The sequence below is a fragment of the Lacticaseibacillus boliensis genome (assembly GCF_054784775.1).
Genome location: NZ_BAAIHN010000022.1, coordinates 37,161 through 49,828, shown reverse-complemented (window position 1 = coordinate 49,828; position 12,668 = coordinate 37,161). Strand labels below are relative to the sequence as shown.

Here is a 12,668-nt window from a genome sequence, read left to right as displayed (position 1 = left end):
TGTATTAGGCACGCCGCCAGCGTTCATCCTGAGCCAGGATCAAACTCTCATATAATGAGTTATTTGAATAGCTCGTTTGTTGTTCTTCACTAAGGCCGAAACCTTAGATCCGAGATTTACTAGCGAATTGACTTCGCTCATGTTTAATTCTTTTCATTTAAGAAAAGCCCTATCACATTTACGAAACTTTGTTCAGTTTTCAAAGGACTACCTTGTTGATCAAGACACAATCAGCTTTACAAGCTTATCATATCTCGCTCACCGTTGTCAAGAAGTAATTTTCAACTTCTTTTATCGTTAGCGCTTCAAGTGCGCTCGCGACAACTTTTATATCCTACCAACTTTTTCAGAAAGTGTCAACAACTTTTTTCCTGACCTTTTTGAAAACGCCGGTGTCATCGCAAAAGACAACTTTGATATCATACCAACCACACACCGACGCGTCAAGCAATTTTTGTAAAAAAAAAGCGTCCCCGAAAGGACGCTCTCAACATTATGCTTTGGTGATCACCGTCTGGCCACCCATATAAGGAACCAGGACCTCTGGGATCGTGACGCTACCGTCTGCGTTTTGGTAGTTTTCCAAAATGGCGGCGACCGCACGCCCGACTGCCAAGCCAGAACCGTTCAGCGTGTGCACAAACTGTGGCTTGCCGTTTTCGTCGCGATACTTGATGCTTGCCCGTCGTGCTTGGAAATCGGTGCAGTTAGAGCAACTGGAAATTTCACGATACCGATCTTGGGCTGGCAACCAAACTTCCAGATCGTTGGTCTTAGCACTGGTAAAGCTGGCATCCCCGCTGGCCAGCGTGATGACGTGATAGGGCAACCCCAACTTTTGCAGAAGATCTTCCGCGTCATGAATAAGGTTGGCTAATTCATGCCAAGAATCTTCAGGCTTGCAGAACTTCACCATCTCTACCTTGTTGAACTGGTGCATCCGGATCAACCCGCGCGTGTCACGCCCGGCAGACCCTGCTTCCGAACGAAAGGCAGGCGAAAGCGCGGTGAAAGAGATCGGTAGTTTCTCGGTGTCGATGATCTCATCGCGATAGTAATTGACCAGCGGCACTTCAGCCGTCGGGATCAGGGTCATGTTCTGTTCATCGTTAGTGATCGAATAAACATCTTCGGTAAACTTAGGAAACTGCCCCGTGCCAAACATCGAGTCGTCGTTGACCAGATATGGGGTAATCATCTCGGTGTAGCCTTCCTTGGCGTGTTCATCTAAGAAAAAGTTATAGACGGCACGTTCAAGGCGAGCACCTGCCCCTTTATAGTAAACAAAGCGCGCACCGGACACTTTAGCCGCACGTTCAAAATCAAGGATGCCAAGCGCCTCGCCAATTTCAAAATGCGCTTTGGGCTCAAAATCAAACTGAGGGATTGTTCCCCACTTGTACTCTTCCCGGGCGTCGTCTTCGTTCAGCGACATCGGCACATCATCTGCCGGGAAATTCGGCAACCGCACCAAAATGTGTTCGATCTGCCCTGCAACGGCTTTGAGTTCATGATCGAGGGTCCCGACCTGCTTGCCGACTTCGCGCATTGCCATGATCTGCTCGCTGGCATCTTGTTTGGCCCGCTTGGCCTTGGCGATTTCATCAGACACCGTGTTACGCTTGGCCTTTAACGCCTCGGTTTGTTGAATGATCTCACGACGCTTGGCGTCAAGGGCGACGACCTGATCAATCTGTTCCCCGTCAATGCCGCGCGCTGCCAGTTTTTGCTTGGCCCAATCCGGCTTTTGCCGCAATACTTTAATATCTAACATGTGCTTGCCTCCATTAGTTGTCTAAACACAAAAAGAGCCTCCATCCGTTTGGGACGAAAGGCTCTTTTTCCGCGGTACCACCCAAAGTTTGACAATATGTCACCCTCTGCTGGATAACGGCCATCACCGTGCGGCTCTTCGCCGCCCACTATCGCGCTGGAATACGAGGACTGTCATGGCTTGCACCGACCGCCATGTCTCTGAAGCCTCTATAGGCGCTTACTCACGTGTTTGCTACTCTTAAGATACCGCATCCACTTGAAAGACGCAACCTTATTGATAGGCAGCCAGCGCTTTGGGATCGCGCACGCTGATCTGCCGCCCGCGTGACTGCTTGATCACCCCAGCCGTCTCTAACACGGTCAGCTTGCGGCTCAGGGTCTCCGGCGTCGTTCCGAGAAAGTCGGCCAGGTCTTTTTTCTTCATTGGCAATACAAACGTCGGGCCTTGTTGGGCGGCCTGTTCGCCGAGGTAATGGGCGATCCGCGTGACGACATCTGCCGTGGTTGCCAGCGTCGTCTGCGTTTCTAGTTCTTGGATCCGTTTAGCCAACGCGGCGATCAACGCCTTAGCGATGTCAGGATACTGCTTCAGCAGATGCTGAAAATCCTGCTTGTATAGCACACACGCCGTCACCGGCGAAAGGGCTTTGGCTTCTGCCGTGTGCTGTTGGTCCATAAACAGCGCACTGTCGCCGTCAAAATCTCCTGGCTTCAACAGGCGCAACAACTGTTCACGGCCGTCAGCAGAAGTCTTGGCGATCTTGACTTCGCCTTCATGGAGGATATACAAGGCATCGGCTTGGCTGTTTTCCATATATAACGTCGAATCGGCTGCAAAATGGTGATGATGAACCAGACTTTCAATCTGCTCAAGTTGGGCATGTGGCAGATGATTGAAAATTGGTACCGTCGCCACGCACAGATGCTCATGCTCAGTAATCGCCATCGCCTCCAACACTCATCTTATCATCCCAGATCTGCCGGATCGTTGCGTACAACTCACCGTACCAATCGTTAGAACTCGTCGACGCCCACTTATAGGTCAGCGTGTGTGGCCCTTTCTTCTCGGTCGCGTCAGGCACCGTCGAACTTTCGATCACCAGATCCACCTGATCAAGATCGTCTTCATTAGGCGAGATCAGCTCGATCCACGGCTGGCTCATCAAAAAAGCCAGCAGGTCGATATAACCGAGCAGAGTCTGCTCGATCACCACCGCCACCTTCACTTTGACCGGTGGCACAAACTGCACAACCAGCTGCAAAACGTTGCGGTAAAACGAATCCGTCAACACATCCAAGTTGTCAGAGAAATCACTCAGCTCGTGGCTAAAGACGATGTGTTCAATCGTCTGCCGAGTCTTTTTATGCAGGCTCGGATTTTCCGGCATCTGGTGGAGCTTCTCGTTGACTTCATAAGCCACTAGTTCTGTCAGGTCCTCCCCAAACTCGAGGATCGACACAGTCACCGCCAGCAGGTTGGCTAACAACATGTTCATGGTCGCCTGTGGCAGCAAGCCGTCGACGATGAAATCGACTGGCAACTTCGCCAAGAACTCGGTCACCAACGTATAGATTTCCGGGTTGTAGCGTTCAAATCGGCGCACCACAGTGGACTGCATGTCGGTCCCAGTCGTCACATAAAACGGCAAGAAGTTGAACAAGAAGAACAACGCAGCGGATTCACCCATCTGCTCACCGATACTCAGCGGCCCAAAATCAGGCGCCGGCTTCAGCTGTTCGTTCAACTCTTCGAAGATGTTTGGTACTGGGTACTTCAGCGCAAAATGCGTCTTCGCCAGCGACAAGGCATGGCCATCTTTAGACCGTTGTTCTGCCACCGCAGCATAATACATCGCGATTTCGCGCGTCACCAGATTCGGCCGACCCATGTCAAACATCTTGATGATGGCATCGATCTCGCGACCTTTTTGTTCCCGTGAAACTTCTGCAAACGGCCAGCCGGCACCATCAGTGGCCATCCAAAAGATGATGGTCAAAAAGACCCGGATCCGTTTTTCATCACCTTGCAAACTCAGCGTCTCATAAGAAAAACGAACCCCAAACTTGCGGGCAAAATCACGCACCGGCTTCAAGTGCCGCAACATGGTCGCCTTGCTGGTATCTTCATGTGCCAAGAAAGCCTCAAAGTTCTCATAGCGGTGATATAAAATCGCCTCTAAAAACTTGTAAGGCTGCCCTTGTTGCACGAAAAACAGTCGCACCTTGCTGGAAGGCTCGTTAAACAACCGTCGCGTCGGGGCACTCTTGTGATGGGTCATGGTTTCGAGGGCTTCGACAAGGCCGTTATACGTGTTATAAACGCTACCGTAATTCCGCCCCGTCAGAGAAGCAATCTGCTTCAAGTTCACATCTTTGACCAGCGGCTTGCCGTCGCGTTCTAATTCAAGCCGATCTTCAACGGGTGTCTGCGCAACACGAGCGTTGATGATTCGACGGAACAAACTCATTTTTTCTGTTTCGGACATCGAAAGAAATATATCTTCCCGACCTCGCATACACGATTCCCCCAATTATAATCAGACAATTATTCAAGATAAATTATAACCGCAATCAAGAGTATTTTTCAAATTAAGATTTATGAAAAATGATGTTAGGGCTTTGCCATACAGCCCACACACTTCCTTTCCTGACACAAACCGCATCAAAATCGTTGGGATAACGCTTATTTTTTCATCCCCCGAAGCGTCTCCATTCCCCTGCAATTTGTGTACCACAAGCAGAAATTGTGGCGTCCTGGTTTCCGGATCATGAATCTTGGCAGCTATGAATTACCGGTGAGCGCGACCGTTCGTTTCGTCAGCGGTTACACCTTATTGTCCACGATTTGTCGGTGTTTATACTTGGATAATCACGGATAGTCCCGCCAGCGTTAGAATAGTTCGTTTGGATACAGTTCGATAATTCCGTAGTATTTTTTAAATAATTTGATATAATCAATCATAGCGCTAATGGGGAGGATGGGCATGCAATTCGAATCATTATTCTTGGACAAAACCGCACAGCTCAAGCTGGCATTACGCCACAAACTTGACACAACCGCGCCACATGGGATCACGATTGCAGATCTCAGTAACCAGATGCAGCTTTCATATCAGCGCACCTACAACTTGTTTCAAGAGCTACTCGACGATTTTGAACGCCTGACGGAACAAACACCAACAGTCTTGCGCAAAGCCGTGATGAACGGACACATACCGATCAGCCTGGATGCCTATCGCTTCTATTTATTGCGCAATGCTGTTGCCTTCGAGTTCTTCGATTATGTCGTTCAAGGGCACCAGCCAAATATTGACAGGTTCTGTACCGACCACTTCATCAGCCAATCGACCCTGACCCGCAAAACGGTGCCGCTGCGGCGATTTCTTGCCCAGTACGGGCTGAAATTGACCACCGCGTCTGCGACGTTGACCGGCGGCGAAGTCCAAGTTCGTCTGTGTTTGCAAACCTTCTATTGGCAGGCGACACACGGTGCTGATTGGCCATTCACGACGATCGCCTTGGCTGCTATCCGCCAGCAAGTCACCACGATGCCCCCTGCCCACGATCTGTTGACGCAACAACAACTCATCTATCTGACTGCCATCAGCCACTTGCGTATTGCCCAAGGCCACCGCCTCGACCCGGCGACAACCGCCAAACTACCAGCACGTACCTATTTCACGGCCAGTGACTTCCCCCAGCTTAGTGCCGACCAACTTGTCGCAGAAAATCAATACGTCACTTGGTATCAGATTGGGACGTTTCGCTTCACCACCAATGCTGAGCTCACATCTCTTAGCAAACACGTGCCGGTCGCCGGTCGGGTAGTCGCCCACATCTTAGCGTCGCTCGCCACCTGCGATGCGCCTGGCATCTGCCAACTGGCTCACGAAACGCTTTTTTACCAAAATTTGTTCCGCGCAACCATCTGCTTCAGCCTATTGCAGAGTAATTACATCAAACCCAGTGATTTTAGTGAACCCGAGCTGATTGTGCCGCAACTCTTGGACTTCAAAGCGCAACTGACTGCTATCATCGCTGACTTACCTGCCACCGGCGATTACGCCGTTTTCCACCGAGAAAGTGCCGCATACTGCAACGAGGTTGCCTTTTTGGTTGCCCCACACCTGCAAACCGCGGCGCCGAGCAACACCCTCAATGTCGCCGTTCAACTGAATATCGACAATATCTTACACCGCGGGCTGGTTAATTTTTTGGATAATCTCAGTTTCGTTAAGCGCTTGCCACCAGAAAGTGCCATCGACCACTGCGATTTACTGATCACCGAATCTGAGCGCTTGCTGAGCGCAGGGACATCTGCGTTCAATCAAGCCCACCCAGAAGCGGTCTTCATCTGGTGTCTAGACGCGACTGAAGTCGATTTCCATCATTTGTATCAGACCTTGTGCCGTCGTTATCAGCAAAAACTGGTCCCACGATCGTCAGCCAACTGAATAACCTTTGCATCAACAAGTGCCGGTGCGGCACAGCCCAATTCAGGTTGTGCCACATCGGCACTTTTTTACATCAACTTGATCATGAGGGATAAACGGCGATCCGATCAGTCCCAATCATTGCGGTTTGAATCGGTTTGGCATAAAACTCACTGAGTTTATCTGCCTGCAACAATTCTTGGCGATTCCCTTGGGCAAAGATCTCTCCGTCTTTAAGTAGCATCACGTGTTGGAAACATGGCATCAACTCCTCCGTATAATGGGAGACAAACAGCAATGCCGGACTATCGGGCATCTCTGCGATCTTAGCGACTCGCTGCAACAACGCTTCTCGAGCAAACAAGTCTAGGCCATTGCACGGCTCATCGAGGATCAACAGCTGCGGATGCGCCATCATCGCCCGGGCGATCATGACCAGCTGGCGCTCACCTTGTGACAACACCCCATAGGTTTTGCCAATCAGCTTGGCGCCACCCATGTCGCTCAAGATCCGCTTGGCTTCATTGAGTTCCGCGCGCGTGTAGCGTTCATACAAGCCAATGCTGGCAAACTTGCCCGACAACACAATGTTTTCGACGCGATCGCCAGGATGTAGCCAATCTTGCAACGCCGTCGACACCCAGCCGATCTTGCGCGTCAACTCCGGGATCGAGGTGTGCCCGAACACCCCACCTAACACCTCCAGCTGACCGCTCGAAGGCCACAGATCACCGTGGATCATCTTGAGCATGGTCGTTTTCCCAGCGCCGTTAAGTCCCAAGATCGCCCAGTTTTGATTCGGTTCGATCGTCCAGTCAATGTGTTTGAGGATCGTTTTCGTGCTTCGTTCTAGCGTGACATCACGGAATGCCAAAATTGGTTGTGTCATCGGATTTCCTCCTTAGTTGGTCGTCAACCAGATAAGGCGACCCGTAACCAAAGCCCACGAGTTCGGGTCCCGGTACGGTTCGCCTTATCAATCAAACAAAAAATTAAACTAACATGTTGTACAGCATCGGGTTATCGATCAAGTTGATGTAGCGCGGATCGAATTTCTCCATGCGCGATACAAGCTCAGAATATGTACTCTTGTCACCCAACAAGATCCCGACTAATACCGGGCCTTCACCGTGACTGGCGCGCTTAGTATATTCAAACTTGGTGATATCATCGTCAGGTCCAAGCACCTTGCTGACGAACTCGCGCAGTGCCCCTGGCCGTTGCGGGAAGTTGAAGATGAAGTAGTGTTGCAAGCCGGCATAAACCAGTGCGCGCTCTTCGATCTCTTGCATCCGGTTGATATCGTTGTTCCCACCCGAAACGATGCAGACAACGGTTTTGCCAACGATCTCGTCTTTCAAATTATCCAACGCACTGACGCTCAATGCCCCAGCAGGTTCAGCGACAATTGCTTCTTTGGTGTACATGTCAAGAAGCGTTTGGCTGACCGCACCTTCTGGCACTTGGGTCAACACGTCAACGTGCTTGCGCGCAGTTTTGTAGGTCAAATCCCCTACTCTGCCCACCGCACAACCATCGACGAACGTGTCCATCGAATCCAAGGTGACCGGATGGCCGGCCTTGAACGCTGCGGCCATCGAAGCGGCGCTCGCTGGTTCCACGCCGACAACTGTCGTCTGCGGGCTGACCCCTTTGGTATAGGTCGATACCCCAGAGACCAGGCCGCCACCACCGATGGCAACACATAGATAATCAACATCGAAGTTTTGTTCTTTGGCGTCTTGGAAGATTTCGGTTGCGATCGTGCCTTGGCCGGCCATCGTGTTAAAATCTTCGAACGGTGCGATGAAGGTCTGATTCTCTTCTTCACAGAACTTCATGGCAGCTGCAGCACATTGGTCGAACGTGTCCCCGACCATCTTGATGGTGATGTTATCGCCACCGAAGAATTCGACTTGGTCGTGCTTTTGTTTTGGCGTAGGCACCGGCATAAAGATGGTCGCGTGAATGCCCATCTTCCGACTGGTCCAAGCGATCCCTTGTGCGTGGTTGCCAGCACTGGCGCACACAACGCCGCGGGCACGTTCTTCTTCAGTCGTTTGGCTGACCGCAAAATAGGCGCCGCGGATCTTGAAGGAACGAACTTCTTGGAGATCTTCGCGTTTGAGGTAAACCTTGGCCTGATATTTTTGAGATAAATACGAGTCGTATTGGAGCGGCGTGTGGCGAATAATTGGCGCCAACACCCCGCTTGCTTTTTCAACATCTGCCTGCGTTAATTCTTGTTTCTCGACAGCCATATTCGCCACCATCCTTTCATGATTCCAAAATAATTTTTTTGCGGATCGCTCCGCCCAAAACCCGCGAATGGTCGCAGGCTTTGGGCGAAGGCAGAAGCCCAAAGGCCTCTGCCCGCCGTGTAAAAGAGCCGCAATCACGAGAGTGACTGCAGCTCTTTTACAAATCAGGCACTAATCAAAAGATTAGTCTTGAGGTGTGGAGTACTTGTCAGCTTCGGTAACGAATGGCATTGCTGAACGTAATTCTGCACCGACGCGAGAAAGCAGCGAGTTAGCAGAGCGTTCGCGCAACTTCTTGAGTTCTGGGAAGCCAGCACGGTAGTCAGCCATGAAGCGCTTAGCAAAGGTGCCGTCTTGGATATCCTTAAGGGCATTTTCCATAGCCTTCTTGGATTCTGGGCCGATGACCTTAGGGCCAACGATGTAAGCACCGTATTCAGAAGTGTTGGAGCAGTCAGCATACATCTTGTTGAAGCCGCCTTCGTAGATCAGGTCAGCAATCAACTTCATTTCATGTTGAACTTCGAAGTAAGCAAGCTGTGGGCTGTAGCCGGCTTCGGTCAGCACTTCGTAGCCAGTTTCGATCAGGGAAGTCAAGCCGCCCATCAGGACGTTTTGTTCACCGAAGAGATCTTCATCAGTTTCTTCCTTGAAGGTCGTCTTCAAAAGGCCGGCACGGGCAGCGCCGTTACCCTTAGCAAATTCCTTAGCTTCGTCTTCGGCATGGCCAGAAGCATCTTGCCAAACACCGTACAATGCAGGAACACCGAAGCCTTCTTTGTAAGTACGACGGCAAAGGTTACCTGGACCTTTAGGTGCCATGATGATTACGTCAACGTCTGCAGGTGGGACGATTTCCTTGTAGTAAACGTTGAAGCCATGGGAGAAGCCCAAGATGTTGCCTGGTTCCAAGTTGTCCTTAACGGATTCTGCGTAAACTTCTGACATTGCTTCATCAGTGGTCAGCATTTGGATAACGTCAGCTTGCTTTGCAGCTTCAGCAACGGTGAAAACATCGAAGCCGTCGCGCTTAGCGGCGTCCCATGACTTACCAGGACGGGCACCGATGATGACATCGAAGCCGGAATCGCGCAAGTTGTTAGCTTGGGCGTGGCCCTGAGAGCCGTAGCCGATAAAGGCAAATTTTTTGCCTTGCAGATAATTGGTGGTGACGTCCTTTTCGTATAACATGTTTGCTACTGCCATATGTAATTACCTCCAGTAATTATGTTCTTGAGAGTCGGTTAACAAATGCGATGAATCTTCTGTTGTTTCCATGGTGCTAGCAATGAAATCACACTCAGATCCCCATCATGTGGTCATTGGATTGACCAGGCGCGATCATTGGGTGGACCGCTTCGAGTTTAGGAATCGGGACCTCGATCAAGGCCGAGTGTTTCGAGGCAAGGGCCGTTTGTAGCATTGACTTCCAATCTCCATGAGGATCGAGCTTGTATGGCTCAATTCCGTATGCTTGCGCCAGCTTCTGGAAATCGGGTTGTTCATGGAAAACGGTTTGTGACCGCCGTTCATCATAGAACAAGTCTTGCCATTGTCGAACCATGCCCAGCGTCCCGTTGTTCAGCAAGATCACCTTGATGTTCAAGCCATAAGCCGCCAAAACGTCGAGCTCTTCGCTTGTCATCTGCAGGCTACCATCACCTGTGAACAGGATAATGGTTTGATCCGGATGCGCGAACTGGGTGCCGATCGCAGCGGGAATGCCAAAGCCCATTGTGCCAAGGCCGCCGCTGGTCACGAGCTGACCGGGGAATGTGTACGGGTAAAACTGTGCCGCCCACATCTGGTGTTGGCCAACATCGGTGACAACATACGCCTTGCCTTCAGTCAACGCACCCACTTCTTCGATCAGCTGTTGAGGCTTGATCACACCGTCTTGGTGGATATAGTGATACGGATGGGCTTTCCTGCGATCGCGACATTCTTCGACCCACTCGCCGTGACGGGCGGCGGTTGAGTCAAAAGGCACCATCGCTTGTAATGCTTGTTTGGCGTCGGCAACGACGCCATACGTTGTCTTGATGATCTTCCCGATTTCTGCCGGGTCGATATCGATATGGGCAACTTCCGCATTAGGAGCGAAGCGACGCGTATTCGGTGCGAACCGATCTTCGAAGCGACAACCGATGTTGATCAAAAGATCGCAGTTGTGCAACGCCATGTTGGCGGCATAAGAGCCATGCATCCCCGCCATCCCCATGAATAGAGGATCGGTGTTTGGCATCACGCCTAGACCTAACAACGTGGCAATCACCGGAATGTGATGTTTGTGGGCGAATTCGTTGAACTCGTCACCAGCTTTGGCACTGACAACCCCACCACCGGCGATCATCAAAGGCTTCTCAGCCTTGGCTAAGGCCTTCAAGATTGCATCGATGCCATCCTTGGCTTTGCGATCGAGCTGTTGATTACGGACATCAAGCGGTTCAGGTTCGACAACATCTGCTGGGAACACTTTGCCTGACATGATGTCCTTCGGCAAGTCGACAACCACCGGTCCTTTGCGTCCAGATTCTGCTAGGGCAAACGCCTTGGCAACGATCTGTGGCACTTCTTCAATGCGGCGAGTTTGAAAACCCGCTTTTGTCACTGACTTCGTGAGGCTTAAAATGTTCACCTCTTGAAACGCGTCAGTGCCGATCATCTTAGTTCCGACCTGGCCTGTGAAGACCACCATCGGAACGGAATCGCGCATCCCATCAGCAATCCCGGTGATGGCATTGGTTGCCCCGGGACCACTGGTGACGAATACGACACCAGTCTTGCCTGTCGATTTGGCGAAGCCTTCGGCCGCGTGTGCGGCACCCTGTTCGTGACGAACCAGAATATTGTTGAAATGTTTTTGATACATCACATCATATTCCGGTAAGATTGCGCCACCTGGATATCCGAAGACAACATTTACGCCTTGATCGACTAATGCTGAAATCAACAACTCAGCGCCGCTTTGCTTATCTGCTACACTTTGCTGTGGCTTACTTGACTGTTTCATTTGCATTGATTCACCTCCTCTCCATGATTAAAATCAAATTAATGTTTGATTAGAAATCATGTCTATTAATTTACTATAATTTCAGGAAAAGTCAACAGCTTACGGAAAAGTTTTTTAAGTTTTTTCTGATGACGGTGGAAATCCGCGTCAGACAGGCATTCTTTCCGGGGCTTTTTTTAGCTAATCAAGCCTCATCCAAATCTCATCTTCGCATCTGATTGCCACTTACGTCTTAGAACATTATGTGACTATTCACATTTAATGTCAAAAAAAATCCTTCGACGTTTGTCGAAGGATTTGCTCTTAACCGATTCCTTGCGCGGAATTAGCTGATGTTTGCTGTTGGGCCAGTAACTGGCGCTGACGTTGCGCCGCGTTGCGGTAGACCTGATCGAGATGCTTGCGGTCGTTACCAAGCTCATACATGACAATCGTCATTACCTCAAAGTTGGTAAAGAAGCGCCGAGCCGGTGATGCTTCCTGTAGCCACTGAGAAAAAGTCATCTCAAAATCATTGACCGTTTGGTTCATTCGCGCCAACAATTGCGTCAGAAGCTGTTTTTCAAATGGTGTGATTTTGACCCAAGATGTGTGATAGTTAAAGTTTTCCAAAGAAACCTCTGAAATCTCTGTCGTCAGATCCAGCTCCCGATAGATCAGCGCCATCAAGGTATGTAGGGCCTCTTGATCGTGACGTGTACCAAATTCGAGCTTCAGCCGCTGCCGTAACAACAGCGTCAAAGTATCTGGATCATCTGCTGCGTTTTGTTGCGCACGATCCAATAACGCCGTCACCAGCTGATAGCCGGTTTGGCCACCGCGACTCATCTGCCGCTTCGCCTGCGTAAAATCGATCACCCCTGGTAGATAATACTGGTGGATCCACAGCCAATCGCTGATATCTTCTAGTGCCTCGCGCCCTTTATCGGTCAACTCAAAGCCGGCAAGGACAGGCACCAGATACTGACGCTGTTGAAGCTTCGTCAACAATCGCGTCGGTTCGATCCGATACCGTTCTTGCCATAGCAACTCATCACATACCGCCTGAGCATCTTCCATTGTCACCAAGTATAAGAAGACCTTCACTGTCGGTGTCATTCGCATGCTATCGCCTCCAAGCTTCACTCTGATGAATATTGTATCCGCTGGGGAAAGCGTTGTCAATTTTGAGCGTGGCGCCACATC

General features: G+C 50.6%; 9 protein-coding genes. 1 reads left to right on the top strand and 8 read right to left on the bottom strand.

Annotated elements, in window-relative coordinates:
• Positions 1-493: 493 nt before the first annotated feature.
• The 3 genes from serS to ACYVRB_RS09745 all read right to left on the bottom strand — a co-directional run bounded on the left by serS (position 494) and on the right by ACYVRB_RS09745 (position 4,262).
• On the bottom strand, positions 494-1,774 hold the full coding sequence (gene serS, locus ACYVRB_RS09755) for a serine--tRNA ligase (protein WP_461215111.1): 1,281 nt from the start codon (positions 1,772-1,774) through the stop codon (positions 494-496).
• Positions 1,775-2,047: 273 nt separating this feature from the next.
• Complete coding sequence (locus ACYVRB_RS09750) at positions 2,048-2,722, bottom strand: Crp/Fnr family transcriptional regulator (RefSeq protein WP_461215110.1); 675 nt, start codon at positions 2,720-2,722, stop codon at positions 2,048-2,050.
• Positions 2,709-4,262: a helix-turn-helix domain-containing protein gene (locus tag ACYVRB_RS09745; RefSeq protein WP_461215109.1), complete on the bottom strand. Its 1,554-nt coding sequence runs from the start codon at positions 4,260-4,262 to the stop codon at positions 2,709-2,711. The genes ACYVRB_RS09750 and ACYVRB_RS09745 overlap by 14 nt, the downstream gene beginning before the upstream one ends.
• A gap of 498 nt (positions 4,263-4,760) precedes the next feature.
• Here ACYVRB_RS09745 and ACYVRB_RS09740 point away from each other — a divergent pair, with 498 nt between their 5' ends.
• Positions 4,761-6,230, top strand: coding sequence for a helix-turn-helix domain-containing protein (locus ACYVRB_RS09740; RefSeq protein ID WP_461215108.1), 1,470 nt, complete (start codon positions 4,761-4,763; stop codon positions 6,228-6,230).
• Positions 6,231-6,312: 82 nt separating this feature from the next.
• Here the strand turns inward: ACYVRB_RS09740 and ACYVRB_RS09735 are convergent, their stop codons facing one another.
• The 5 genes from ACYVRB_RS09735 to ACYVRB_RS09715 form a co-directional block, all read right to left on the bottom strand.
• On the bottom strand, positions 6,313-7,098 hold the full coding sequence (locus ACYVRB_RS09735) for an ABC transporter ATP-binding protein (RefSeq protein ID WP_461215107.1): 786 nt from the start codon (positions 7,096-7,098) through the stop codon (positions 6,313-6,315).
• Between the two features lie 103 nt (positions 7,099-7,201).
• Positions 7,202-8,470: a threonine ammonia-lyase IlvA gene (gene ilvA, locus ACYVRB_RS09730; RefSeq protein ID WP_461215106.1), complete on the bottom strand. Its 1,269-nt coding sequence runs from the start codon at positions 8,468-8,470 to the stop codon at positions 7,202-7,204.
• 183 nt (positions 8,471-8,653) lie between these two features.
• On the bottom strand, positions 8,654-9,676 hold the full coding sequence (gene ilvC / locus ACYVRB_RS09725; RefSeq protein WP_461215105.1) for a ketol-acid reductoisomerase: 1,023 nt from the start codon (positions 9,674-9,676) through the stop codon (positions 8,654-8,656).
• 94 nt (positions 9,677-9,770) lie between these two features.
• Positions 9,771-11,489: a biosynthetic-type acetolactate synthase large subunit gene (ilvB, locus tag ACYVRB_RS09720; protein ID WP_461215104.1), complete on the bottom strand. Its 1,719-nt coding sequence runs from the start codon at positions 11,487-11,489 to the stop codon at positions 9,771-9,773.
• A gap of 297 nt (positions 11,490-11,786) precedes the next feature.
• Positions 11,787-12,587 (bottom strand): hypothetical protein, encoded by an 801-nt coding sequence (locus tag ACYVRB_RS09715; RefSeq protein ID WP_461215103.1) that lies wholly within the window; start codon positions 12,585-12,587, stop codon positions 11,787-11,789.
• Positions 12,588-12,668: the final 81 nt, after the last annotated feature.